Below are 25871 nucleotides of genomic sequence, written 5' to 3' on the forward strand. Positions count from 1 at the left end.
AATGGGCAACAAAGTCAAGAGCATCGGCCTGATCGGCCTGGGTATGGTGGCTGGTGTCGCCGTCTCCTTGCAGTTTTCCGCCATCGCGCAAAAAGTCACCGGCTCGCCGCTGCCGCTTGAAGAGCTGCGCCAGCTGTCCGACGTGTTCGGCCTGATCAAGACCGACTACGTCGAAAACGTCGACGACAAGAAGCTGCTGACGGAAGCCATCTCCGGCATGGTGTCCTCGCTCGATCCGCACTCGGTCTACCTCGATAAGAAAGCCTTCCGCGAAATGCGCGAGACCGTCGCCGGCAAGTTCGTCGGCATCGGCATCGAGGTCGGCATGGAAGACGGCTACATCAAAGTGGTGTCGCCGATCGAGGATTCGCCCGCCTTCAAAGCGGGCATCAAGACCGGCGACCTGATCACCCGCATCGACGGCACGCCGGTCAAGGGCCTGTCGCTGGACGAAAGCGTCAAGAAGATGCGCGGCGAGCCGCACTCCAAAGTCACCGTCACCATCAGCCGCAAGGACGAGGACAAGCCCATCATCCTGAGCATCGTGCGCGAGGAAATCCGCGTCCAGAGCGTCAAGGCCAAGATCGTCGAGCCGGGCTACGCGTGGCTGCGCATCTCGCAGTTCCAGGAGCCGACCGTCGAGGACATGGCCAAGAAGATCACCGCCCTGTACGCGCAAGACCCGCACATCAAGGGCCTGGTGCTGGACCTGCGCAACGATCCGGGCGGCGTGGTGCCGGGTGCGATCGGCGTCTCGTCCGCCTTCCTGCCCAAGGATGCGGTGATCGTATCGACCAACGGCCAGCTGCTCGACTCCAAGCAAACCTTCTACGGCCGCAGCGAGTTCTACGCGGTGCGCGGCAAGGGCGACCCGCTGGCCAAGCTGCCGGCGGCATTGAAGGACGTGCCGATGGTGGTGCTGGTCAACGCCGGTTCGGCGTCGGCCTCGGAAATCGTCGCCGGTGCGCTGCAGGACTACAAGCGCGCCACCATCATGGGCACGCAGACCTTCGGCAAGGGCTCGGTGCAGACGCTGCGCCAGCTGACCGCCGACACCGCCGTCAAGCTGACCACCGCCCGCTACTACACGCCGCACAACCGCTCGATCCAGGCGCGCGGCATCGTGCCGGACCTGATGGTCGACGAAACCGCCGACGGCGACGGCTTGAACAGCCTGCGCCTGCGCGAATCCGACCTGCAAAAACACCTGAACAACGACAAGGATCCGGCCGGCGACGGCGCCGCCCAGAAGGCCCTGAGCGCGCAGCGCGACGAGCTGGAAGACGAGCAGCGCCTGGCCAGCGTGGCCAAGAAAGCCAAGCCGGTGGAGTTCGGCTCCAAGGACGACTTCCAGCTGGCGCAGGCGATCAACCACTTCAAGGGCTTGCCGGTCAAGCTGTCGAAAGTGGAAGCGGCGCCGGCTCCGGGCGGCGAAGTCGGCGAGATCAAGTCGGACAGCAAGGCGGAAAAAAGCAGCGACAAGGGCGCCGCCAAACCCGCCGTCAAGCCCGACGTCAAACCCAAGGCCGGCGACAAGAAGCCCGCCTTGAAACAACCTCTTACCCAGTAACGGCGCGCGCCGCCGCCGGCCCAGGACGATGAACGACTCGCAACTGCTGCGCTATTCGCGCCATATCCTGCTCGACGAAATCGGCATCGAAGGCCAGCAAAAGCTGCTGGCCGCGCATGCGCTGGTGATCGGCGCCGGCGGCCTCGGTTCGCCGGCCGCCATGTACCTGGCCTCGGCCGGCGTCGGCCACATCACGCTGGTCGACAACGACACCGTCGACCTCACCAACCTGCAGCGCCAGATCGCCCACACCACGGAGCGGGTCGGCCAGTCCAAGGCCGCCTCGGCGCGCATCACGCTGCAGCAGATCAATCCCGACATCACCGTCACCGCGCTGAACGAACGCGTGGACGACGCCCGCCTGGCCGAACTGGTGGCGCAGGCCGACGTGGTGCTCGACTGCACCGACAACTTCGCCACCCGCCATGCCGTCAACCGCGCCTGCATCGCGCTGGGCAAGCCGCTGGTGTCCGGCGCGGTGATACGCTTCGACGGCCAGGTCAGCGTGTTCGATCCGCGCGGCGGCGCGCAGCCCTGCTATTCCTGCCTGTTCCCGCAGGACCAGCAGTTTGAAGATGTGGCCTGTTCCACCATGGGCGTGTTCGCGCCGCTGGTGGGCGTGGTGGGCGCGATGCAGGCGGCGGAAGCGCTCAAGCTGTTGATGGGCGTGGGCGCTTCGCTGGCCGGGCGCCTGTTGATGTTGGACGGTCTGCACATGGAGTGGACCAGTATAGCGGTGGGGCGCAACGGCGATTGCCCGGTCTGCGCGACGAAGAAAAACTAACCGAAGGAGAAGGTCTTGTTTATGAAACGCTCGTCGATGAAACGTTTTGCTGTACTGCCGCTGGCGCTGGCCGCGGCATTCGCTGCGCAGGCAGCCACCATCACCAAGTACCTGATCATCGCCGAAAACGGCAAGCAGATCGGCGAGCAGGTGGCGGAGCGCCAGGACGATGGCCTGACCAAGGTGCGCTTCATCTACAAGAACAACGGCCGCGGCCCGGAGCTCACCGAGCAGTTTCGCATGGGCGCCGACGGCCTGATGACCGAATACAGCGTCAAGGGTAACTCCACCTTCGGCGCCGTGGTCGACGAGCGCTTCGAACGCAAGGGCGGCCAGGCCGAGTGGAAGTCGACCTCGGAGCAGGGCAAGAAGGCCGTCAGCGGCCCGGCCGGCTACCTGCCGCTCAACAGCTCCTTCGAGATCGTCTCGGCCTACATCACCGCGCTGGACGCCGCGCCGGAGCACAAGCTGGCGCTGCTGCCATCGGGCACGCTGTCGCAGACCGTGCTCGATACGCTGGAGATCAGCAGCGCCGCCGGCGCCAAACAAACCGTGCAGCTGGTGGCGCAGACCGGCGTCGGCCTGTCGCCGGCGTTCTACTGGGCCACCTCCGGCACGGCAGGCAAACCCCCGCGCCTGTTCGGCGTGATCATCCCCGGCTTCGCCAGCATGCTGGAAGAGGGTTGGCAGGGCGCCGCCCCGGCATTGGCCGCGCGCCAGAAGCAGGCCGAGAGCAAGATGCTGGAAAGCCTGGCCGCCAAGCTGCAGCATCCGCTGACCGGCGTGACGCTGGTGCGCAACGCCCGCGTGTTCGACAGCGACAAGGCCACCGTCGGCGCACCGTCCGACATCTACGTGCTGCGCGGCCGCATCACCGCCGTGCTACCGGCCGGCTCGCCGTCGCGCGGCGCCGACAACACCATCGACGCCGGTGGCCGCATTGTGCTGCCTGGCCTGTTCGACATGCACGGCCACGTCGACCGCTGGTCCGGCGCGCTGAACATGTCGACCGGCGTCACCAGCGTGCGCGACATGGGCAACGACAACAAGCAGCTGCAGGCGATGCTGGACGAAACCGCCGCCGGCAAGCTGCTGGCGCCGCAGGTGGTGCCGGCCGGCTTCCTCGAAGGCGAGAGCCCGTTCAGCGCCAACAACGGCTTCATCATCAAGGACCTGCAGGGCGCCAAGGATGCGGTGGACTGGTACGCGCAGCGCGGCTATCCGCAGCTGAAGATCTACAACTCCTTCCCGAAAGCCATCCTGAAGGACACCGTGGCCTATGCCCACAGCCGCGGCATGCGCGTGTCGGGCCACATCCCGGCCGGCCTGCGCGCGCAGGAGGCGCTGGACGCCGGCTACGACGAGATCCAGCACATCAACCAGGTGCTGCTGAACTTCCTGGTCAAGCCGGATACCGAAACCCGCAACCTGAACCGCTTCCTGCTGCCGGCCGAAAAAGTCGGCGACATGGACTTCAATTCCAAGCCGTTCAAGGACTTCGTCGCCGGCCTGGCCAAGAAGCAGATCTCGATCGACCCGACCATGTCGGCCTTCGCCTTCATCCAGCAGAAGGACGGCGACGTCAACCTGCCGTACGCCGCCTTCGCCGCCAACATGCCGCCGGACGTGGCGCGCAGCTTCGCCGTGGGCGGCATGAAGATCGAGGGCGACGCCACCCTCAAGCGCTACCAGAAGTCCTACGCCAAGATGGTGGAATTCGTCGGCATCATGTACAAGGCCGGCGTGCCCATCGTCGCCGGCACCGACGACATCCCCGGCTTCACGCTGCATTCGGAGCTGGCGCTGCTGGTTAAGGCCGGCCTGACGCCGGCCCAGGCCTTGCAGGTGGCCACCCGCAACGGCGCCCGCTACACCCGCACCAGCAATGACCGCGGCAGCATCGCGGCCGGCAAGCTGGCCGACCTGGTGCTGGTGGACGGCGATCCGACCAAGGATATCGCCGACCTGCGCAAGGTGTCGGCGGTGATCACGCGCGGCTACGTCATCTATCCACAGGAGATCGACGCCGCGCTGGGCATCGCACCCTTCGTCAAGGATGCGCCGCAGGCCGCCAGAACCTCCCCGGCCGTGGCGGACATGAACGGCGGCGGCAACGACGGCGCGCTGCGCCGCATCGACGCCACCGCCCGCCAGCGCGACTGAGCCAAGTAAAACGCGGTAAAAGCCGGGCGCGCGGAGCGCCCGGTTAAGCCCTGGTTAAGCCTTCCGGCGCAAAAATCGTATTGGGGTGTCGCTGGCACCGATTCGGCCTTATACTCTGCACTCACTTTAATTTGTTATCGAATATGAAAAAACTCTCCGTCCCCCGCCGTGCCGCCGCGCGCGGCTTCACGCTGATTGAAATCATGGTGGTGGTGGTCATCATGGGCGTACTGGCCGCACTGGTCGTGCCCAAGCTGCTCAGCCGCACCGGCGAGTCGAAAGTCGCCGCCGCCAAGGTCGATATCGCCACCGTGATGCAGGCGCTGAAGCTGTACAAACTCGATAACCAGCGCTACCCGACCACCGAGCAGGGCCTGCAGGCGCTGCTGACCAAGCCGACCACCGGCCCGGCCGCCAACGGCTGGAAAGCCGGCGGCTACCTGGAAAAAATGCCGAAAGACCCTTGGGGCAATCCATACCAGTTCCTGTCGCCCGGCATCAAGGGCGAGATCGACGTGTTCTCCTACGGCGCCGACGGCGCCCCGGGCGGCACCGGCGATGACGCCGACATCGGCTCCTGGGACAACTGATCGCACGGGGACCACGGCTCATGCGCGCCGGCCGCGGGCGTGGCTTCACGCTGATCGAACTGCTGGTGGTGATGGTCATCCTGGGCATCACGCTGGGGCTGGTGTCGCTCAACGCGCTGCCGGGCCAGCAGCAGTTCCTGCGTGAGGATGCGCAGCGCGTCGCGCTGCTGCTGCAACTGGCGCGCGACGAGGCCATCGTGCGCAACCGCCAGATCGCCTTCGAGGCGGGCACGGACGGCTACCGCTTCCTGATCCGCAACGACAAGCAGTGGGACCTGGTGGTGCAGGACGACCTGCTGCGCGAACGCGAATTCAAGCACGCCCCCGTCACACTGATGCTGGACCCGCCGCCCAGCGTGCCGTCGGCCAACCTGCGCATCGTCTTCGGCCGCGAGCCGGTCGACAAACCCTTCGTGCTGACCCTCAGCGGCGGCGACGCCAGCGTCGCCATCCGCGCCGACGGCATCGGCCATTTCACGGTGGACTAGATGCGCACATCCCGACAACGCGGCTTTACTTTGCTGGAAGTGCTGGTGGCGCTGGTCATCGTCGGCACCGCGCTGGGCGCGTCGCTGCGCGCGGTCGGCAGCCTGGCGTCCAACAGCAGCGGCTTGCGCAGCGCCATGATGGCCACCTGGTCGGCCGAGAACCGGCTGGTGCAGCTGCGCCTGACGCGCCAGTTCCCGGCGGTCGGCAAGCAGACCTTCGAATGCCCGCAGGGCGACATGAAGCTGATGTGCGAAGAGGAAGTGATCGCCAGCCCCAATCCGCGCTTCCGCCGGGTGGAGGTCAGCGTCTACGACCAGGCCGCGCCGGAGCGCCGCATCATCAAGCTGGTCCAACTGGTACTGAATCAATGACGCGCCGCTTGCACCGCTTGCGCCGCGCGCGCGGCTTCACGCTGATCGAACTGCTGGTGGCGATTTCGATTCTCGCCATCGTCGCGGTGCTGGGCTGGCGCGGGCTGGACGGCATCATCCGCTCACGCGGCGCGCTGACCGCGCAGATGGAGCAGACCCGCGGCCTGCAACTGGCCTTCGCCCAGCTGCAAAGCGACAGCGCCAACCTGGCGCCGCAGACGCTGATCGGCACCCGCGCGCTGCTGCGCGCCGAAGACAACCGCATCACGCTGGTGCGCCTGGTGCTGGCCGAGAACGACGCCACGCGCTTGCAGGTGGTGTCCTACCGCGTGCGCGACGGCGTGCTGACGCGGCGCGAATCGGCCGGCACGCGCGACCTGGCGCAGCTGGACGCGCTGTGGGAAGCGGCCAACAGCGACATCGATCCGGCCGCCAGCGTGGCGCTGCAATCGGGCGTGCAGCGCATGGCGATGCGCTTCTGGACCACGCAGGGCTGGGTGCAGGCGGCCGGGGTGATGCAGGCGCCTGCCGCCGCCGGCGTGCCGAGCGGCCTTGAAGTGTCGATGGTGCTCGACGGCCAGGAAGTGCCGATGACGAAATCCTTCCTGCTGGGGGCACTGTGATGCGGCGGCGCCAGCGTGGCGTGGCCGTCGTCACGGCGCTGCTGTTGACGACGCTGGCGGTGACGATCGTCGCCAGCCTGTTCTGGCAGCAGCAGGTGCAGGTGCGCTCGATGGAGAACCAGCGCCTGCAGCTGCAGACCCGCTGGATCGTGCGCGGCGCGCTGGACCTGAGCCGGCTGGTGCTGTACCAGGACTATCTCGACTCGCAGCCGGGGTACACGCAGCTGGGCGGCATCTGGGCCACGCCGCTGGAGGAAACGCGGCTGGACGACTACATCGAACGCGAACGCGCCGAGGCGGAAAATTTCAACGCCACCCTGTCCGGCAAGATGATAGACGCGCAGTCGCGTTACAATCTTGCCAATCTGGCCGTGAACGGCAAGCCGAAGCCCGAGGAGGTGACGGTGTTCGAACGCCTGCTGACCAATCTGCGGCTCGATCCGTCGCTGGCGCAGGCGGTGGCGAAACTGGTGGCGGATGCGCAGTCGGTGCAGCCGCAGCAGCAGGGGCAGCAAAGCGTGCCGGCGAAGTCGATCGGTCTGATGCGGGTCGAAGACCTGCTGGCGGTGAGCGGCTTTACGCCGCAAACGATAGAGAAGCTGCGCGACTTCGTCATCGTCCTGCCCGTGCGCAATACGAAGTTGAACGTGAATACCGTGCCGGTCGAATTGATGTCGGCGATGATAGACAAGCTGTCGATGTCGGAGGCGGCGGCGATGGTGAACGCGCGCAAGCGCGCCTATTACCGTACCACCCCCATCTTCGACGCGCTGCCGCAGTTGACGGCGGCCAGCTTGAAGCCGATGGTGGATTACGACGTCAAGAGCAGCTACTTCCTGGCCTACAGCCGGGTGAGGCTGGACCGGGCGGCGCTGGACACGCAGTCGCTGCTGGAGCGGGCGCCGAACGGCATCACGACGGTGGTTTGGATACGGGAAAACTAGAACAGCTATGAACGACAGCGTGAACGAAAGCGAGACCCTTTGACTACACTACTTATCCGCTATCCGGCCAAGGCCAGCGTCGACAGCGGCGCGGCCCAGACCTGCCCGTTCGCGCTGGTGGGCGACGGCGGCAATCTGCTGCAACAGGGCGCGTCCGCGCTGGGCAACCTGGCGGACCTGGTGGCTTCCTCGCGGCGCGTGGTGCTGCTGCTGGCCGCCGCCGACGTCACCCTGCTGCGCGTGGTGGCGCCGCCCTTGTCGGCCGCGCGCCTGAAGGCCGCGCTGCCGGCGCTGGTGGAAGAACAGGTGCTGGGCGACCCGGCCGACTGCGTGCTGGCGGCCGGCCCGGCCGACGCCGAAGGCGGCCGCACGGTGGCGGTGGTGCAGCGCAGCTGGATCGAGGTGCTGGTCAAGGCGCTGCTGGCGCAGGGCGCGCACAACGTCTCGGTGCTGCCGGCGCAACTGTGTCTGCCGTTCCAGCCGGGCTCCGTCTCCGCCGCGCTGAGCACCGGCGACAGCGGTTTCGAACTGATACTGCGCCAGTCGCAGACCATGGGCCTGGGCCTGACGCTGCCGGCGCAGCCGCAGGCCGCGCTGCAGACGCTGCGGGCGATGGCGGGCGACGAGCCGGTCACGCTGTACCTGGCGCCGGCGCAGATGGCGCAGTTCGCGCCGCTGGTGGCGGGCATCGAGGCCGGCCACGGCATGGGACATGGCATCACACTGATGGAAGACCATTGGGCGCACTGGGTGGCCGCCTCGCGCACGGCGGGGCTGGACCTGGCGCCGGCGCTGGGCGCCAGCGGCGCCAACGCGCGCCAGTGGCAGCGCTGGCGCTGGCCGCTGCGCATCGCCGCGCTGGCGCTGCTGGTCAACGTGGCGGGCCTGAACATCGAATGGCTGCGCCTCAAGCGCGAAGCTTCCGCCATCAGCCTGTCCATGCTGCAGACCTTCAAGGCCGCCTATCCGAAAGAGGCGGTGATACTCGACCCGGCCGCGCAGATGCGCAAGAATATCTCGCTGGCCAAGGCCGACGGCGGCCAGCCGGCCGCCGATGAATTCACCGCGCTGAGCGCAGCCTTCGGCGAAGCGCTGGGCGTGTTGCCGCGCAAGGACATCATCGCCACGCTGGAGTACCGCGAACGCGCCCTGCAGATCAAGGTCAAGCCCAACACCGTCGACGCGGGCACGCTGGCGCAGTTGCGCTCCGCGCTGGCGGCGCGCAAGCTGGACCTGTCGGAAGCGACGCCAGGCACCTGGCAAATACGTCCGCTGAACGGCGCGGGCGGAGGAAAATCATGAGCAAGCTGACCCAAACGATACAAGACTACCGCGCCCGCGCCTCGGCCTTCTGGATCGAACGCACCGAGCAGGAACGCAAGTTCCTCGGCGTTGGCGGCGCCGTGCTGGGACTGGCGCTGTTTTATTCGCTGCTGGTCGCGCCGGCGCTGGATGGCGGCGCCAAGCTGCGCAAGTCGCTGCCCGAACTGCGCCAGCAGGCGGCCGAGTTGCAGGCGCTGGGACTGGAAGCGGCCGCGCTGCGCGGCCAGAACACCATCGCCCCGGCGCCGATGACGCGCGAGATGCTCAACACCGGCCTGGCCGCGCGCGGCCTGACGGCGCAATCGGTGGCCGTCACCGGCGAATACGCCAAGCTCCAGCTGAACGGCGTGCCCTTCCCGGGCCTGATCGTCTGGCTGGACGCGATCCGCACCGAAAGCCGCATCGCCGTGTCGGAAGCGAACATCAGCGCGCAGGATACCGCCGGCATGGTCAACGCCACGCTGACGCTGCGCCAGAATGCGAGCGGCCAATGACGCAAAAAGGCTGTCCATGAAGCGCGCCGTGCTATGGTTGCTGACCGTCGCGCTGAGCGTGGCGGCGACGCTGGCGGTGTTCTTCCCGGCGGCGTGGCTGGGCTCCCTGGTGGAGCAGCGCACGGGAGGCCGTTTGACGCTGGGAGACGCGCAGGGTACGCTGTGGCGCGGTTCGGCCTTTATCGGCGGCGCGGCCGGCGGCAACAGCCCGGTGACGCCATTGCTGCCGGGCCGTTTCAGCTGGAAGATTTCGCCGCTGGCGCTGGTCGGCATGGTCGACCTGCAGCTGGAGAACAGCGAAGCGCTGGCGCAGCCGCTGACCTTCAAGGGCAGCTGGTCGCAATGGCAGCTCAGTCCATCGGCGCTGCTGCTGCCGGCCGAAGGCCTGGCCGGACTGGGAGCGCCGCTGAACACCGTGGCGCCCAGCGGCACGATGCGGCTGTCGTGGACCGCGCTGGAGCTGGCGCTGGTCGACCGCCAGGCATCGATCAACGGCCGCACCACGCTGGAGATGACGGACATGGCTTCGCGGCTGTCGTCGGTGCGGCCGCTGGGCAGCTACGCGCTGGCGCTGGACTGGCATGGCCAGTCGGCGGCGCTGACGCTGAATTCCGCCAAGGGACCGCTGTTGTTGAGCGGGACCGGCAACCTGAATAACGGCCGCCTGCAGTTTTCCGGGCAGGCCGAGGCAGCAAAAGGATTTGAGGAGCAGCTGGCCAACCTGTTGAATTTGCTGGGCCAGCGCAAACCGAATAGTGAGCGCAACATCATCGCTTTAGAGTTCCACTAAGTTCAGATAAAAGTTCAGACAATGAAAAAACAGTCCGTGAGCAAATCCAATCTTCCCGCGCTGCGCCGCCTGAGCGCGGGCGCGATGCTGTGCTGCGCAACGAGCGTGGCGCCGGTCGTTGCGCCCCTGCTGGCCATGCTGCCGCTTGCTGCCCACGCCGCGGCCGACGACGCCGCGCTGAACTTCGTCGGCGCCGACATCGAGTCGGTGATCAAGGCGGTCGGCCACTACACCAACATCACCTTCGTCATCGACCCGCGCGTCAAAGGCACGCTGACGGTGGTGTCGGAGAAGCCCGTCACCAAATCGCAAGCCTTCGGCCTGCTCACTTCCGCGCTGCGCCTGCAGGGCTATGCGGTGGTCAGCGGCGACGGCTACGCCAAGGTGGTGCCGGAAGCGGACGCCAAGCTGCAGGCCGGACCGACCCAGGTCGGCGCCAGCCAGGCTTCGGCCAAGGGCGACCAGATCGTCAGCCAGATCTTCCACCTGAACTATGAGTCGGCGGCCAATGTGGTGACGGTGCTGCGTCCGTTGATCTCGCCGAATAACACCATCAACGCCAACCCGGGCAACAACACCGTGGTCGTCACCGACTACGCCGACAACGTCAAGCGCCTGGCCAAGATCGTCGCCGCGCTGGACGCGCCGGCCGTCGCCGACCTCGATGTGATCCCGGTGCGCTACGCCATCGCCAGCGACCTGGCGGCCATGGTCAACAAACTGATGGACTCCGGCGCCGGCGCCGGCGACACGGGCAAGGTCAGCGTGCTGGCCGATCCGCGCACCAATTCGCTGGTGCTGCGGGCGCCGTCGGCGGCCCGCTCCAACCTGGCCAAGTCGCTGATCGCCAAGCTCGATCAGCCGACCCAGGAACTGGGCAACGTCCACGTGGTCTACCTGAAGAACGCCGAAGCGGCCAAGCTGGCGCAGACGCTGCGCTCGGTGGTGTCCGGCGACACCTCGGCGCCCAATGCCACGGGCGTCAGCGGCGGCGGCCAGGGCGGCCAGACCCAGGGCCAGGGGCAGGGCGGACAAAGCAGCAATACCGGCGGCTTCGGCGGCAACAGCAGCGGCGCCGGCAGCAGCAGCGGCCCGACCAACCCGCTGCTGACCGGCACCGGCCAGACGCCGGGCGGCGGCGGCGGCACGGCCGGCTACATCCAGGCCGATTCCACCACCAACACCCTGATCATCACCGCGCCGGAATCGGTGTACCGCAACCTGCGCGCCGTGATCGACATGCTGGACGTGCGCCGCGCGCAGGTCTACATCGAATCGCTGATCGTCGAAGTCTCGTCCGACAAGGCGTCCGAATTCGGCGTGCAGTGGGTCGGCGCGACAGGCAACGAGAACAGCACCTACCGCGTCGGCGGCCTGCAGTCGTATTCGAGCGGCGGCAACAACATCGGCACGCTGGCCACCCAGCTGCTCAACAAGGGCACCGCGAGCACCACCGGGCCGTCGCTGCCGGGCGCAGGCCTGACCATCGGCGTGTTCAAGCAGGTCGCCGGCGGCCTGGGACTGGGCGCGCTGGCGCGCTCGCTGGAATCGGACGGCAACGCCAACGTGCTGTCGACGCCGAACATGATCACGCTCGATAACGAGCTGGCCACCATCTCGGTCGGCCAGAACGTACCGGTGCTGACCGGCCAGTTCACCACCACCTCCGGCACCAACAACAATCCGTTCCAGACCATCGACCGCAAGGAAGTGGGCCTGACGCTGAAAGTGCGTCCGCAGATTTCCGAAGGCGGCACGGTCAAGCTGGCGATCTATCACGAGACCTCCAGCGTCGACAAGACCACGCTGACGGCGGCCGCCGGCATCACCATCAACAAGCGCGTGATCGAGAATAACGTCATCGCCGACGACGGCCAGATCATCGTGCTGGGCGGCCTGATCGAAGACACCGAAGGCGACGGCGTGAACAAGGTGCGCGGCCTGGGCGACATTCCAGTGCTGGGCAATCTGTTCAAGTACCAGACCCGCAGCCGCAAGAAGACCAACCTGATGGTGTTCCTGCGCCCCGTTGTGATCCGCAACAAGGAGCAGAGCACTTCGCTGGCGAGCGACCGCTACGACTACATGCGCGCGCAGCAGGACGCGATCCAGCCGCCGGAGAGCATCCTGGTCAAGGACTATGGCCAGCCGACGCTGCCGGTGCTGAAGGATGGCGCACCGGTGGGCGGCGTGACGTTGGCGCGTCCGCTGCCTCCTGCGCCGATACCTGTGCGCGAGCCGGGCGCCGCCGAACCAGCCAAGCAGCAGTGATATGAGCAATCTCCTCCCTTACGCCTTCGCCCGCGACTTCGTGGTGCTGGCGCAGCAGAGCGACGAAGCCGAACACACGGTGGACGTGCTGGTCTGCGGCGCCACCGCGCCGGCCGCCATCGCCGAAGTGTCGCGCCGTTTCGGCCGCGTCCAGCTGAAAAGCATGCCGCGCGCCGACCTGGAAACCGCCATCGCCGCGGCCTACGCCAGCTCGGGCGGCAACGCCTCGATGGTGGCCGAGGAATTCGACGCCGACCTCGATCTGACCAAGCTGCTGCAGGATGTGCCGGCCATTGAAGACCTGCTGGAATCGTCCGACGACGCGCCGGTGATCCGCATGATCAACGCGCTGCTGACGCAGGCGCTGCGCGACAGCGCATCGGACATCCACATCGAGCCGTTCGAACAGACCTCGGTGGTGCGCTTCCGCGTCGACGGTTCGCTGCGCGACATCGTCCGTCCGCGCAAGGCCATCCATGGTTCGCTGATTTCGCGTATCAAGATCATGGCGCAGCTGGACATCGCCGAGAAGCGCCTGCCGCAGGACGGCCGCATCACGCTGCGCATCGGCGGCAAGCCGGTCGACGTGCGCGTCTCGACGCTGCCGACCGGCCACGGCGAACGCGCGGTGCTGCGTCTGCTGGACAAGGAAGCGGGCCGGCTGGACCTGAACCATCTGGGCATGAGCGAGGCGATGCTGCCGCAGTTCGATGCGCTGATCAACCAGCCGCACGGCATCGTGCTGGTGACGGGGCCGACCGGCTCCGGCAAGACCACCACGCTGTACGCGGCGCTGTCGCTGCTGAACGCGGCCACCACCAACATCATGACGGTGGAAGACCCGATCGAGTACGACTTGAACGGCGTCGGCCAGACCCAGGTCAACCCGCGCATCGACATGACCTTCGCCAAGGCGCTGCGCGCCATCCTGCGCCAGGATCCGGACGTGATCATGATCGGCGAGATCCGCGACCTGGAAACCGCGCAGATCGCGGTGCAGGCTTCGCTGACCGGCCACCTGGTGCTGGCGACCTTGCACACCAACGACGCGGCAGCGGCGGTCACGCGACTGCTGGACATGGGCATCGAACCGTTCCTGCTGTCGTCGTCGCTGCTGGGCGTGCTGGCGCAGCGGCTGGTGCGCAAACTGTGCGGCAGCTGCAAGAGCTACGACGGCCAGCAGTGGCACGCGGTCGGCTGCGAGCACTGCGGCCATACCGGCTACCAGGGCCGGGTCGGCGTCTACGAATTCCTGCAGACCACGGAGCAGATCCGCGCGCAGATCCACAACCGCGCTTCCGAGGCCGAGGTCAAGACGGCGGCGGTGGCGGGCGGCATGCAGACCATGCGCGAAGACGGCGAGCGCTGGCTGGCCGCCGGCATCACCACGCAGGCCGAACTGCTGCGTGTGACCAAAGACTAGGCGACCGACGATGCCCGCATTCCGTTATGAAGCCGTCGACGCCGGCGGCGCCACCAAGAAGGGCGTGCTCAATGCCGACAGCGCGCGTTCGGCCCGCTCCGAGCTGCGCACGCAAGGCCTGGTGCCGCTCAAGGTGGACGCCATCGCCGCGCAGGTCGACGCCGCCGGCGTGGCCAAGAGCCGCGGTTTCGGCGAGCGCCTGTCGGCCACCGAGCTGGCGCTGTTCACGCGCCAGCTGGCCAGCCTGCTGGAAGCGGGGCTGCCGCTGGAGCAGGCCTTCACCGCCTTGCTGGAGCAGGCCGAGCGACCGTATATGCGCGACCTGATCGCCTCGATCCGCTCCGAAGTGATAGGCGGCGCCGCGCTGTCCGACGTGCTGGGACGGCATCCACGCGACTTCGCCGAGATCTACCGCGCGCTGGTGGCTTCCGGTGAGCAGATCGGCCAGCTGTCGCGCGTGCTGTCGCGCCTTGCCGACTACATCGAGCGCCGCAACGCCTTGATCCAGAAGGTGCGGCTGGCCTTCACCTATCCGGCCATCGTGACGGTGGTGGCGTTTTCGATCGTGATCTTCCTGCTGACCTACGTGGTGCCGCAGATCGTCTCGGTGTTCGCCAACACCAAGCAGAAGCTGCCCATCCTGACCATCGTCATGCTGGCGGTGTCGGACTTCGTGCGCAACTACGGCATCGTGGTGGCGATCCTGCTGGTGGGCGCGTGGTTCATGTGGCGCAGGGCGCTGCAGAATCCGGCGCTGAAGCGGCGCTGGCATACCTGGCTGCTGACCGCGCCGCTGTACGGAAAATTCGAGCGCAGCCTGAACACGGCGCGTTTCGCCAGCACGCTGGCGATCACCACCGGTTCCGGCGTGCCGATCTTGCGGGCGCTGGAGACCAGCCGCGATACGCTGTCCAACGTCGCCATGCGCGAGCTGGTGGGCGAGGCCAGCGACGCCGTGCGCGAGGGCGTCAGCCTGGCGCGCTCGCTGTCGGCGCAAAAGCATTTCCCGCCCATGCTGATCCACATGATCCGCGCCGGCGAGATCACCGGCGAGCTGCCGGCCATGCTGGACCGCGCCGCCGCCGCGCAGGAAGCCGACCTGGAACGCCGCACGCTGACCATCGCCGGCCTGCTGGAGCCCGCGCTGATCCTGGCGATGGGCGTGGTGGTGCTGCTGATCGTGCTGGCGGTGCTGATGCCTATCATCGAAATTAATCAGCTGGTACGCTGACAGAGGAAGCAAGAGAATCATGAAGCGTTTGCCATTAGTCGTTACCGTTCTTGCCGTGGTGCTGTTGTCGGCGTCGCTGGCTTATTGGGGACTGCAGTTGTTCAAGCCGCAGCAGCGTGCCATCGCCGCGCCGCCGCAGCAGGCCCCCATGGCCCTGAACATCGAGGCCGCCAAGGGCCTGTTCGGCGGCCAGATCACCGTCGCCGCCGTCAGCAACTACCAGCTCAGGGGCGTGATCGCCGCGCGCGGCGAAGACAGCGCCGCCATCATCGTGGTCGACGGCCAGCCGCCGCTGGCGCTGGGCGTGGGCCGCGAGGTGGTGCCTGGCGTGACCGTCAAGGAGGTACATGACAAGTATGTGGTGCTGTCCGAGGGCGGTGCGCTCAAGCGCGTGGAGCTGGCCACCGATGCAGGCGCCGGCGCGGCCGGCGGCCAGCCGCCGTCGCTGCTGCCCGGCCCGGGCCAGCAACCCTTGCCGCCGATCGCACCGCCGACACCGCAGGCGCCGCCGCCGCAACAGCCGCCGCAGCGCTCCAGCGTGTCGCCCACCACCATTGCTCCCGTTCCCGGTTCCGACCGCACACAATAGGACATCTCCATGGTCATTCCCCGTACCCTGGCCGCAGCTTTTTGCTGCGGTTTTTTGTTGGCGGCCGCAATCGGCCTGCCTGCCGCCGCTGCGCAAACCCCGGCGTCCACCGCCACCTCGGTCGCGCCTGACGCCGCGCTCAAGCCGCGGCCCAAGGTCGCGCTGGTGCTGTCCGGCGGCGGTGCGCGCGGCTTCGCCCACATCGGCGTGCTGCGCGCGCTGCAGGAGCTGCGCGTGCCGGTCGACTTCGTGGTCGGCACCAGCATGGGCAGCGTGGTCGGCGGCGCCTATGCGGCCGGCAGTTCGGTCGAACAGCTGGAGCAGCTGGTGCGCCGCACCGACTGGAACGCCGTGGTGGCGGACCGTCCGCCGCGCGATGAGCTGGTGTATCGCCGCCGCGAGGAGGATTTGCTGCTGCCGTCGCGCATCGAGTTCGGCGCCAAGCTGGATGGCATCTCGCTGCCGCCGGCCGCCGCCGGCAACGAGGCGCTGGAGCTGGCGCTGACCCGCGTGCTGCCGCACGGCGCGCGCGACAAGCCGGTCAATCTGCTGCAACTGCCGTTCCGCTCGGTGGCCTCGGACCTGGTGACGGGCGAGCTGGTGGAGCTGAACGATACCCCGCTGTTCCTGGCGATGCGCGCCTCGCTGGCGGTGCCGGGCGTGTTCGCGCCGGTGCGGGTCAACCAGCGCTTGCTGGTGGACGGCGGCCTGGTGCGCAACCTGCCGGTCGACGTGGCGCGCGAAATGGGCGCCGACGTCATCATCGCCGTCAACGTCGGCACGCCGCTGGCGCAGGAGAAGGAGTTGATCAGCGCGGTCAGCGTGGCGCAGCAGATGCTGCAGATCCTGACCGAACAGAACGTGCAGCGCTCGCTCAAGGAGCTGCGCCCCAGCGATGTGCTGATCGCGCCCGACCTGGGCGGCATCGGCTTCCTCGACTTCGCCCGCCACGACCACGCGATGAAGGCCGGCGAGGCGGCGGTGCGCACGATGAGCGCGCAGCTGGTCAAGCTGGCGCTGCCGGAGGCGCAGTATGCGGCGTATGAAGTCAAGCGCCTGTCGGCGCCGGTGGGCATAGACCAGCCGGTGCGGCTGGCCAAGCTGGAGGTGGCGCCGAGCGGCCGCATCAATCCGAAGGAGCTGGAAGTGCAGTCCGGCCTGCAGGTCGGGCAGCTGGTCACCAACGAGCAGGCGCAGGCGGCGGGCAACCAGCTGTTCGGCCGCGGCGACCTGGCGCGGGTGGAAACCGAAGTCCATGACGACAAGGATGGCCGCAGCGTACTCATCAAGCCGACCGAGGCCGACTGGGCGCGCAGCCGCCTGCGCGTGGGCCTGGAGCTGACCAGCGATTTCACCGAGAACAACGCCTTCGAGCTGAAGGTGATGCATGTGCTGTCGTCGCTGAACGACTGGGGCGCCGAGCTGCGCACCGTCGGCCGCGTCGGCACCGAGCGCGCGGTGGGCGTGCAGTTCTGGCAGCCGCTGGGCGCGGGCTCGCAATGGTATGTGGCGCCGTCGCTGCAATACAATTCGGCGGCCATCGATATCTTCAACCAGACCGGCTTCCGCCAGGCGCGCTATGCCTACAACAGCCAGAGCGGCAGCGTGGCGCTGGGGCGCCAGCTGGGCCATTGGGGCGATATACGCTACGGCGTGTCGCGCGAGAAGCAGGTGTTCCACCAGAGCATACCGGAAGACCGCACCGAGCTCAGCGAGATACAGACCATCCAGCAGCTGAGCTTCAACATCGACAGCCTGGACACGGTGGCCTTTCCGACGCGCGGCACGCTGTTCTCGCTGGACTGGCAGCGCCTGATGCACAGCGGCTCCAGCGGCGCCGTGCCGACGCGCCAGAGCGTGCAGGGCTTGCAAGCCTTCCATGTGGACCGCTGGGCCGGCCATGTGTATGCGGAATGGTCGCGCAGCCAGGGCGGCGGGTCGGCGAACAACCTGGGCGGCTTCCTGCGCCTGTCCGGCTCGACGCCGCAGTCCATCGTCGGCGACCGTACGCTGCTGGGACGGGTGGTGATGGCGCGCAGCATAGGCGCGATGCCGGCCGCGCTGGGCGGCGATGTGCGGCTGGGCTTTTCGCTGGAGGCGGGCGGCGCGTACAGCCCGAGCAGTCCATTGCGCTGGGGTTCGCTGCACCAGGCGGCCAGCGGCTTCTTCGCGGTCGATACGCGCTTCGGCCCGCTGTACCTGGGCGCCGGCACCACCAAGGGCGGCAACAGCAGCGCCTATCTGTTCCTCGGTCCTATCTGGTAGCGGGCGCCGGCGGCGGCGCGCGGCGCAGCGCGGTGAAGGCGGCGAATTCCCACGAGCGGAAGCCGACCAGCAGCGTGAAGCCGTCGCGCTCGTGCGGCGCCAGCTTGCGGTCGCTCTGGTGCAGCCGCGCCAGTTCGCCGGCCAGCTGCTGGATGCGGCCCACCAGTTCCTCGGCGCTGGGCAGCGACAGCCGCGCGGGCAGGCACAGCAGCGTTTCGCCGGCGCCGTCGAAGCTGCCGCCGAAATAATCGTGCACCGCGTGCTCGCGGAAGAATTGCTGCACCGGGCCGTCCGGCAGCCAGCGGAAGGCGTTCGACACGCGCAGGCGGTAGCGGTTCATCGGCTTGAGTTCGATCACGCCCAGCCGGTCCAGCTCGGCCAGCAGCATGATGCATTCGGGTTCGGTCAGGTTGTAGGTTTCCAGCACCTGTTCCAGCGTCCAGTGGCCCAGGCAACAGATCGCCATCAGCAGCAGGTGGGGCTGCGCCAGCAGCGATTTTTCCTGTGTCAGCGTCAAGGCGTCCGCCTGCGGCGTGGCGTCGGCCGCGCCGCGCAACACATCCTCCATCGCCACCCCGGCCGCCTTGCAGATCTGCGCCAGCCGCGACAGCGACATATCCTGCTGGCCGAACATGCGCTTGACGCTCGATTCGCTCATGGCGATCCGTTCGGCCAGCATTTTGTAGGTGACGCCGGCGGCCCGCATCTGGGTCCGCAAGACTTGCAGCAGCAATTCCGGTGAGCTCATACCCTGCCTTGGTAAAAAAACAAAAGGTATCGTAACACGGTACCGGATGGCGTGAAAAGCAGAGCCTGGAATAATCGGGTGGTACATCGGGCGGAAGTGGGGGACACTTCGGGCACGCTGTCCCTCGCAGCAGGGATGGCACCGGATAACCCTAGAGCGGGCGCCACTACAGGCGCCCGCTGACGGTTATTTTTCCTCCGTGTCCGGCTTCAGGCTGATCCTGGCCAGCAGGCGCTTGGCCGCCTGCCGGTCGACCGACTGCGGCTTGGCATGCGGACCGGCGCCGCCGGCGCGCGCCTTGGCCGCCACCGCCACCGGATTGCGCGGCGGTTTCTGCGATGGTTCGACGCGCATCGTCATCTTCTGCCGCGTCGCCAATGCCTTGTTCGCCATGACCCCGGCTCCTTACAACACGTAGCGCGACAGGTCTTCGTTGACCGCCAGCGCATCGAGGCGCGCGTTCACGTAGGCCGCGTCGATGGTGATGAGCTTGCCGCTGTCTTCGCTGGCCGTGAAGGACAGTTCTTCCAGCAGCTTTTCCATCACGGTGTACAGGCGGCGGGCGCCGATGTTTTCGGTGCGTTCGTTGACCGAGTAGGCGATCTCCGCCAGCCGCGTGATGCCTTCCGGCGCGAACTCGATGGTGACGTTCTCGGTGGCCAGCAGCGCCTCGTACTGCTTGGTCAGGCAGGCGTCGGTACTGGTCAGGATGCGCTCGAAATCGGCGATCGACAGCGATTCCAGCTCGACCCGGATCGGGAAGCGGCCCTGCAGCTCGGGGATCAGGTCCGACGGCTTGGCCAGGTGGAAGGCGCCCGAGGCGATGAACAGGATGTGGTCGGTCTTGATCATGCCGTACTTGGTGTTGACGGTCGTGCCTTCGACCAGCGGCAGCAGGTCGCGCTGCACGCCGGCGCGCGAGACGTCGGCGCCGCCCACTTCCGAGCGCGAGGCGATCTTGTCGATCTCGTCGAGGAAGACGATGCCGTTCTGCTCGACGTTCTGGATGGCTTTCTGCTTCATCTCGTCGTCGTTGACCAGCTTGGCGGCTTCCTCGTCGATCAGCACCTTCATCGCTTCCTTGATCTTGACCTTGCGCGCCTTCTTGCGGCTGCCGCCGATGCCGGAGAACATGGACTTGATCTGCTCGGTCATTTCCTCCATGCCGGGTGGGGCCATGATTTCCATCTGCGGGCCGTTCTCGGCCAGCTCGATCTCGATTTCCTTGTCGTCCAGCTCGCCCTGGCGCAGACGCTTGCGGAAGGTCTGGCGGGTGGTGTCGACTTCCTTGGGCGCGTCCGACGGCGCGGCCTGGTGGAAGCCGAAGTCGCGCGCCGGCGGCAGCAGGATGTCGAGCACGCGGTCTTCGGCGGCATCCTCGGCGCGGGTGCGCACCTTGGCCATCTCGGCCGAACGGGTCTGCTTGACGCCGATGTCGATCAGGTCGCGGATGATGGTGTCGACGTCGCGGCCGACGTAGCCGACCTCGGTGAACTTGGTGGCTTCGATCTTGATGAAGGGCGCATCGGCCAGCTTGGCCAGGCGGCGCGCGATCTCGGTCTTGCCAACGCCGGTTGGGCCTATCATCAGGATGTTCTTCGGCGTGATCTCATGGCGCAGCGGCTCTTCCACCTGCTGGCGGCGCCAGCGGTTGCGCAGCGCGATGGCGACCGCCTTCTTGGCGTTGCCCTGGCCGACCACATGTTTGTCGAGTTCGCCGACGATTTCCTTCGGGGTCATGTTCATGCTGGTTCCAGTGTCTCGATGATGTGGTTCAGATTGGTGTAGATGCACAACTCGCCGGCGATGGTCAGTGATTTTTTGACGATTTCCGACGGCGACAGTTCCGTATTTTCCACCAGCGCCTTGGCCGCAGACTGTGCGTAGGTGCCGCCGGAGCCGATGGCGCCGATGCCGTCTTCCGGCTCCAGCACGTCGCCGTTGCCGGTGATGACCAGCGTCGATTCGCTGTCGGCCACCAGCAGCATCGCCTCCAGGCGGCGCAGCACGCGGTCGGTGCGCCAGTCCTTGGCCAGCTCGACCGAGGCGCGCAGCAGATTGCCCTGGTGTTTTTCCAGCTTGCCTTCAAAGCGGTCGAGCAGGGTGAAGGCGTCGGCCGTGCCGCCGGCGAAGCCGACCAGCACCTTGCCCTGGTAGACCTTGCGCACCTTGCGGGCCGTGCCCTTCATGACGATGTTGCCCAGCGTGACCTGGCCGTCGCCGCCCAGCGCGACTTGCTTGCCGCGACGTACGCACAGGATGGTGGTGCCGTGAAATTGTTCCATAGTTACCTCAAAGTAATGACGCAAACTGCTCAAGACTGAAAAATGGGGTTGGACCTGGAAATTACAAGTTTCAGTATTTGTGCGGATAGATGCGGGCGATGTCGGCATAGCCCAGCAGGCGCAGCAGCGCAGTGACCAGGTGGTTGACGTCGCGGAACTCGATCTTTTTGTCCAGCGGCACAAGGCTGGCGTGCAACTGGTTGGCGCAGGCGTAGTCGATGCGCGTCAGGCGCGAGCAGTCGAACACCAGGGTCTGGTACTGATCAGCATAGTGCTGGATCTGGCCGAGTAAAGGGCCGAGCTGGCCTTCCAGCTGCGGCGGCAGCATGAAGCGGTCGGGCGCGGCCGAAACCGAGGCCGCCGGCCGCTGTGCCGTGGCGGTGGCCACCTTGTGCGGCGCCACGAACGATGGCGGCGACACTTCGAAGGTGACGCAGTAATCCATGCCGGTTTCCTCGAATTCCTTCTCGCGGTTGAGCAGCTGCAGCAGTTCCAGCAGCAGCAGCCACGGCGCTTCGGTATCGTCGCGGCGGCCGATGGCGATGCCGTCGCGTATCAGCGCGGCCAGGCCGTCGGCGCCCACCAGGATCAGCTCGCGCTGCTGGGCTTGCAGCTTGCGCAGGGTGTCGAGCAGCAGCGCGCAGCCGGCCGGCTCGACCGCCGTGACGCGGCTGAACTCCAGCCGCAGCAGCGGACTGTCGACGGCGGCCAGGCGCAGGCGCTCCAGCTGGGCGGCTATGTGCGTGTCCAGCGTGCCGGCGAAGGCTTCGGTCGGCGTCAGGCCGGCCCAGCCGGGCGAGGCGGCGGCCAGCGCGGCTGGTGCGTTCCACGGCGGCGGCGAGGTTTCGAAGGTGCTGGCGTAGTCGATCGACAGGTTGTCGAAGCGGTCGCGCTGGCCGCCGACCTGGTAGAGGTCGAACAACATCCACCAGACAGTGCGGTCGCCGTTGGCCTCGGCCAGGCTGGCGCTGAGCAGCTGTTCGGCCACGGCGGCCTGGCCGTTGGCGTACAGGATGGCGATTTCCTCCACCACCGGCGCGGTTTCGGCGGCCACGGCCAGCTGCGGCAGGTCGTCGTCGCGCAGCAGCAGGGTGGTGGGGATGTCGGCCAGGGCCTGGGTGTCGGGGCCGCCGTCGGCGGTGGCGGCGGCTTTAGGCCGCGGCGGGCGGGCGGCGCGCTGGCTGCCCCAGGCGGGTTCGGGTTCGTTGAAGATGTCGAAGGTCATCGCCGATTCGATGGCGTCGATCTTCATCGCGGTGGCGCGGGCGATCTCGCGCTGGCGGGCTTGCTGTTGCTGGCGCTCGATCTCGCTGTTGGCGGCCAGGCGCGCGGCCTCGTCATCGTCGCCGGGGTTCGGCTGGGTGGCGGCCGGGGCGTCGGTCTTCTTGAAGATGGAGAACAGTCCCACGCTGATCCTCATGGTTGGCCGTAAAAAAAAGCACGCGGCTGCGTGCTTTTTTTAACGTCATCGCGAATTAATCGCCGTACAGTTTCTGCTTCAGTTCGCGGCGTTGCTGGGCTTCCAGCGACAGCGTCGCGGTCGGACGGGCGATCAGGCGTGGAATGCCGATCGGTTCGCCGGTTTCTTCGCACCAGCCGTAGTCGCCGCCATCGATGGCAACGATCGATTGCTGGACCTTTTTCAGCAGCTTGCGCTCGCGGTCGCGGGTGCGCAGTTCCAGCGCGTGTTCTTCTTCGATGGTGGCGCGGTCGGCCGGGTCCGGCACCAGCACGGTTTCGCGCAGGTGTTCGGTGGTTTCGCCGGCATTTTTCAACAGCTCTTTTTCAAGCGCTTGCAGCTTGGCTTTGAAAAAGGCCATTTGCGCCGGATTCATATAATCCTTTTCATCCATCTTCAGAATTTCTTCTTCAGTCAGGATGCGGTCGGCGGCGGCGGGGGTCGATTTATTAGTTTTGGTCATAACTTCGCTTACCTTCGATACGACAGAGTTTTCAATTAATCAGCCCGGATTTCGTGGCTATTTAGCCATCCCCACAAAACCCGGATAGTTTATACCAGACATTGTTCTAAACCGCTAATAAAGATATCTTTTGGCAGATTTTTGCCGATAAATACCATTTTGCTGCCTCGAACGTCGTTTTCTCCCCATTTGGCGCCCAAGTCGCTGCCCATGATCTGGTGCACGCCCTGGAACACGACCTTGCGGTCGGCGTCTTTCATGAACAATACGCCTTTGTAGCGCAGCATGCGAGGACCGTAGACATTCACCAGGCCGCCGAGGAACTCATCGAGCTTGGCGGTGTCGAACGGGCGTGTACTTTTAAACACAAAAGCGGCGATATCGTCGCTGTGGTGGGCGTGGTGGTGGTTGTGGCCGTGTTCCTCGTGGTGGTGGCCATGATCATGATTGTGGCCGCAGTGCTCGTCGTGCACATGGTCGTCGTCGTGGGCCTGGTCGGTTTCCAGGAAATCCGGGTCCAGTTCCAGCTTGTCGTTCAGGTTGAAGCCCTTCAGGTCCAGCACCTCGGACAGCGGGGCGCGGCCGAAATCGGCCGTGCTGATCGGTGCGCGCGGGTTGATGCGTTTGAGGCGGGCGGTCAGCGTGGCCACGTCGTCGGCGCTGACCAGGTCGGTCTTGGACAGCAGCAGCTTGTCGGCGAAACCGACCTGGCGCTGGGCTTCCTCGTGCTGGTCCAGCTGGTCCATGGCGTGGCGGGCGTCCACCACCGTGACCACGGCGTCGAGCATGTAGTGAGCGCCCACTTCCTCGTCGACGAAGAAGGTCTGCGCCACCGGGCCGGGATTGGCCAGGCCGGTGGTTTCGATGACGACGCGGTCGAAGTGCAGTTCACCGGCTTCGCGCTTCTGCGCCAGGCCGCTGAGGGCAACGATCAGGTCGCCGCGCACGGTGCAGCAGATGCAGCCGTTGTTCATTTCCACGATCTGTTCGCTGCTGTCCTGCACCAGGATCTCGTTGTCGATGTTTTCCTGGCCAAACTCGTTTTCGATGACGGCGATGCGCATGCCATGCTGCTCCTGCAGGATGCGGTTCAGCAGGGTGGTTTTGCCGGCGCCGAGGAAGCCGGTGAGGATGGTGGTCGGTATCAGTGCCATGGTGCTTACCAGTCTGGTCTAGGAGGAAACCCCAGATGGGGATCAAATGCAGGAATGCAACCGGCCGATTATGCCGGAATTTGGCCCGGGCTAGCAATTCGTCCGATTGAGCAACGTCAGTACGGGTGTGCGCTATTTCACCTTGGCGCGCGGATGGGCCTTGTCGTACACCTCGGCCAGGTGCTGGAAGTCCAGCGCGGTGTAGACCTGGGTCGAGCTGATGCTGGAATGGCCCAGCATTTCCTGCACCGCCCGCAGGTCGCCCGAGGACTGCAGCACGTGCGAGGCGAACGAGTGGCGCAGCATGTGCGGGTGCACGTGCACCGGGGCGCCGTGGGCCGCGCCATGGGCCTGCAAACGCTGTTGTATCACCCGCGGCGACACCCGCGTGCCACGCGTGCTGAGGAACAGGGCGTTGCCGCCGTCGGCGGGTGCCGGCCGCACGGCGATCCAGGCCGCCAGTGCGTCGAGCGCGGCGGCGCCGACCGGCACCACGCGCTGCTTGTTGCCCTTGCCGGTGACGATGACTTCGCGGTTGTCCAGCGCCACCCAGCCGAGGGCGTCCTTGCCGGCGGTCAAATCCAGTCCGGCCAGCTCGGATACCCGCAGGCCGCTGGAATACAACAGTTCGAACATGGCGCGGTTGCACAGCTCGGCCGGCCCGGGGGCGGTGCCGGCGTGCGGCCGCGACGGCGCCACCAGCTGCACGGCGTCGTCCACCGACAGCGCGCGCGGCAGCGTTTTGGCGCGCTTGGGGGCGCGCACGCCCTGCACCGGATTGGCCGCCAGCGCGGTCTGGCCGCCCAGCCAGTCGAAAAAGCCGCGCCAGCTGGACAGCTTGCGGGCGATCGAACGGGGATCGAGGGCGCGCGCATGCAGCTTGGCGGTCAGGCGGCGGATGGTGAAATGGTCGACTTGCTGCCAGTCCTGGCCGGCGGACAGCCCGGCCAACTCTTGCAGGTCGCGCGCGTAGGCGCTGACGGTGTGGGGCGACAGCCTGCGCTGGTCGCGCAGTTGGGCCAGGTAAGCGTCGATCCAGGCCAGTTTGCGGTCGGGATCGGCGCTCATGGCGGCGTCGCTCAGGCCAGCAGCCAGGCCAGCGCGGTGCTGGTGGTTTCGCCGATGTGGACCAGGAAATCGGTGGCCATCAGCGAAGTGAAGCGCGCCGGGTCGGCCGAACCCATGATCAGCAGGCCGAAGGCGTTCTTGTTGCCAGGCTTGCGCAGCGGGATGATGACGGTGGAGGTGATGCCGGTGGCGTCCTGCAGCCAGCGCACCGCCTCGAAATCCTTGTTGGTGCCGCAGTATGGGGCCATCAGGCTGTTGGCGAAGATGCGCGCATCTTCCGACACGCCGTTGACGAACCATTCGCCCAGGTAGTCCGGCGCGGTGTCCCAGATGCGCAGCGTGGCTTGCGGTACATCAAAACTCGACTTCAGGCCGCTGACCACGGCGTGTGGCATGGAACCCACATCTTCGGCTTCCAGCAGCACCTTGGTCCAGCGGTGGAACTTGTTGGCGATCGCTTCGTTTTCCGACGCCAGGCGCATCAGATTGCTCATGCGCAGTTCCAGCGCCTTGTACTTGTCGCGCATCACTTCCATCTGGCGCTCTTGCAGCGACACGGCGCGTCCCGTCAGCGGGCTGGCCAGTTTGATTTCCCCCAGCAGTTCAGCATGCTCTTCGAAGAAATTCGGGTGTTCGGTCAGGTATTGCGCGACGAGGGTGTGATCCAGTGGGACAGTCATTGAGGTACTTTATTTGCGAAGGTGGAAAGGCATAGCCATTCTAAACGAAAAAAAACGGACATGGTTGCCCATGCCCGTCATTCCCCAACCCAAG

Annotated in this window: 25 protein-coding genes; 16 read left to right on the forward strand and 9 right to left on the reverse strand. The window is 66.6% G+C overall.

What is annotated here, in order from left to right:
- Nucleotide 1 precedes the first annotated feature (1 nt).
- From GEV01_RS22675 to GEV01_RS22750, 16 genes are all read left to right on the forward strand, one after another.
- Complete coding sequence (locus GEV01_RS22675) at nucleotides 2–1570, forward strand: S41 family peptidase (protein WP_152807778.1); 1569 nt, start codon at nucleotides 2–4, stop codon at nucleotides 1568–1570.
- A gap of 28 nt (nucleotides 1571–1598) precedes the next feature.
- Nucleotides 1599–2354 (forward strand): HesA/MoeB/ThiF family protein, encoded by a 756-nt coding sequence (locus GEV01_RS22680; protein ID WP_152807779.1) that lies wholly within the window; start codon nucleotides 1599–1601, stop codon nucleotides 2352–2354.
- A gap of 21 nt (nucleotides 2355–2375) precedes the next feature.
- Nucleotides 2376–4517, forward strand: coding sequence for an amidohydrolase family protein (locus tag GEV01_RS22685; RefSeq protein WP_152807933.1), 2142 nt, complete (start codon nucleotides 2376–2378; stop codon nucleotides 4515–4517).
- 143 nt (nucleotides 4518–4660) lie between these two features.
- Entirely contained in the window at nucleotides 4661–5107 is a 447-nt protein-coding gene (gspG, locus tag GEV01_RS22690) for a type II secretion system major pseudopilin GspG (protein ID WP_152807780.1), read from the forward strand.
- A 20-nt stretch (nucleotides 5108–5127) separates the two neighbouring features.
- The gene (locus GEV01_RS22695; protein ID WP_008443966.1) at nucleotides 5128–5595 is read left to right on the forward strand and encodes a GspH/FimT family pseudopilin; all 468 of its coding nucleotides are present in this window, start codon (nucleotides 5128–5130) and stop codon (nucleotides 5593–5595) included.
- The gene (gene gspI / locus GEV01_RS22700) at nucleotides 5596–5967 is read left to right on the forward strand and encodes a type II secretion system minor pseudopilin GspI (protein ID WP_070271480.1); all 372 of its coding nucleotides are present in this window, start codon (nucleotides 5596–5598) and stop codon (nucleotides 5965–5967) included.
- Nucleotides 5964–6590: a PulJ/GspJ family protein gene (locus GEV01_RS22705; RefSeq protein ID WP_152807781.1), complete on the forward strand. Its 627-nt coding sequence runs from the start codon at nucleotides 5964–5966 to the stop codon at nucleotides 6588–6590. The genes gspI and GEV01_RS22705 overlap by 4 nt, the downstream gene beginning before the upstream one ends.
- Nucleotides 6590–7534: a type II secretion system minor pseudopilin GspK gene (gene gspK, locus GEV01_RS22710; protein ID WP_152807782.1), complete on the forward strand. Its 945-nt coding sequence runs from the start codon at nucleotides 6590–6592 to the stop codon at nucleotides 7532–7534. The genes GEV01_RS22705 and gspK overlap by 1 nt, the downstream gene beginning before the upstream one ends.
- Nucleotides 7535–7573: 39 nt before the next feature.
- Nucleotides 7574–8836, forward strand: coding sequence for a type II secretion system protein GspL (gspL, locus tag GEV01_RS22715; protein WP_152807783.1), 1263 nt, complete (start codon nucleotides 7574–7576; stop codon nucleotides 8834–8836).
- Entirely contained in the window at nucleotides 8833–9351 is a 519-nt protein-coding gene (gene gspM / locus GEV01_RS22720; RefSeq protein ID WP_070271476.1) for a type II secretion system protein GspM, read from the forward strand. Before gspL ends, gspM begins: the two co-directional genes overlap by 4 nt.
- A gap of 16 nt (nucleotides 9352–9367) precedes the next feature.
- On the forward strand, nucleotides 9368–10141 hold the full coding sequence (locus GEV01_RS22725; RefSeq protein ID WP_152807784.1) for a type II secretion system protein N: 774 nt from the start codon (nucleotides 9368–9370) through the stop codon (nucleotides 10139–10141).
- A 21-nt stretch (nucleotides 10142–10162) separates the two neighbouring features.
- Nucleotides 10163–12412 (forward strand): type II secretion system secretin GspD, encoded by a 2250-nt coding sequence (gene gspD / locus GEV01_RS22730; protein WP_152807785.1) that lies wholly within the window; start codon nucleotides 10163–10165, stop codon nucleotides 12410–12412.
- Nucleotide 12413: 1 nt separating this feature from the next.
- Complete coding sequence (gene gspE / locus GEV01_RS22735) at nucleotides 12414–13835, forward strand: type II secretion system ATPase GspE (protein ID WP_152807786.1); 1422 nt, start codon at nucleotides 12414–12416, stop codon at nucleotides 13833–13835.
- 10 nt (nucleotides 13836–13845) lie between these two features.
- Complete coding sequence (gene gspF, locus GEV01_RS22740; RefSeq protein WP_152807787.1) at nucleotides 13846–15066, forward strand: type II secretion system inner membrane protein GspF; 1221 nt, start codon at nucleotides 13846–13848, stop codon at nucleotides 15064–15066.
- 19 nt (nucleotides 15067–15085) lie between these two features.
- Entirely contained in the window at nucleotides 15086–15655 is a 570-nt protein-coding gene (locus tag GEV01_RS22745) for a type II secretion system protein N (protein ID WP_152807788.1), read from the forward strand.
- A gap of 9 nt (nucleotides 15656–15664) precedes the next feature.
- Nucleotides 15665–17920: a patatin-like phospholipase family protein gene (locus tag GEV01_RS22750; RefSeq protein WP_152807789.1), complete on the forward strand. Its 2256-nt coding sequence runs from the start codon at nucleotides 15665–15667 to the stop codon at nucleotides 17918–17920.
- Here the strand turns inward: GEV01_RS22750 and GEV01_RS22755 are convergent.
- The 9 genes from GEV01_RS22755 to GEV01_RS22795 form a co-directional block, all read right to left on the reverse strand.
- The gene (locus tag GEV01_RS22755; RefSeq protein WP_152807790.1) at nucleotides 17910–18668 is read right to left on the reverse strand and encodes a helix-turn-helix domain-containing protein; all 759 of its coding nucleotides are present in this window, start codon (nucleotides 18666–18668) and stop codon (nucleotides 17910–17912) included. The two genes, GEV01_RS22750 and GEV01_RS22755, sit on opposite strands and share 11 nt — an antisense overlap.
- A 186-nt stretch (nucleotides 18669–18854) precedes the next feature.
- Entirely contained in the window at nucleotides 18855–19061 is a 207-nt protein-coding gene (locus GEV01_RS22760; protein ID WP_152807791.1) for a hypothetical protein, read from the reverse strand.
- Between the two features lie 12 nt (nucleotides 19062–19073).
- Nucleotides 19074–20414: an ATP-dependent protease ATPase subunit HslU gene (gene hslU, locus GEV01_RS22765; RefSeq protein WP_175023187.1), complete on the reverse strand. Its 1341-nt coding sequence runs from the start codon at nucleotides 20412–20414 to the stop codon at nucleotides 19074–19076.
- A complete protein-coding gene (gene hslV, locus GEV01_RS22770) occupies nucleotides 20411–20953 on the reverse strand; it encodes an ATP-dependent protease subunit HslV (protein WP_008443993.1) in 543 nt (180 codons plus the stop codon). Before hslV ends, hslU begins: the two co-directional genes overlap by 4 nt.
- A gap of 70 nt (nucleotides 20954–21023) precedes the next feature.
- On the reverse strand, nucleotides 21024–22373 hold the full coding sequence (locus GEV01_RS22775; RefSeq protein WP_152807792.1) for an STAS domain-containing protein: 1350 nt from the start codon (nucleotides 22371–22373) through the stop codon (nucleotides 21024–21026).
- 55 nt (nucleotides 22374–22428) lie between these two features.
- Complete coding sequence (dksA, locus tag GEV01_RS22780) at nucleotides 22429–22875, reverse strand: RNA polymerase-binding protein DksA (protein ID WP_008443997.1); 447 nt, start codon at nucleotides 22873–22875, stop codon at nucleotides 22429–22431.
- 89 nt (nucleotides 22876–22964) lie between these two features.
- Nucleotides 22965–24029, reverse strand: coding sequence for a CobW family GTP-binding protein (locus tag GEV01_RS22785; RefSeq protein ID WP_152807793.1), 1065 nt, complete (start codon nucleotides 24027–24029; stop codon nucleotides 22965–22967).
- A 132-nt stretch (nucleotides 24030–24161) separates the two neighbouring features.
- On the reverse strand, nucleotides 24162–25097 hold the full coding sequence (locus GEV01_RS22790; protein WP_152807794.1) for a tyrosine recombinase XerC: 936 nt from the start codon (nucleotides 25095–25097) through the stop codon (nucleotides 24162–24164).
- Nucleotides 25098–25108: 11 nt separating this feature from the next.
- A complete protein-coding gene (locus GEV01_RS22795) occupies nucleotides 25109–25777 on the reverse strand; it encodes a DUF484 family protein (RefSeq protein WP_152807795.1) in 669 nt (222 codons plus the stop codon).
- Nucleotides 25778–25871 lie beyond the last annotated feature (94 nt).

The sequence above is a fragment of the Rugamonas rivuli genome (genome assembly GCF_009380165.1).
In the GTDB taxonomy this organism is placed as follows: domain Bacteria; phylum Pseudomonadota; class Gammaproteobacteria; order Burkholderiales; family Burkholderiaceae_D; genus Rugamonas; species Rugamonas rivuli.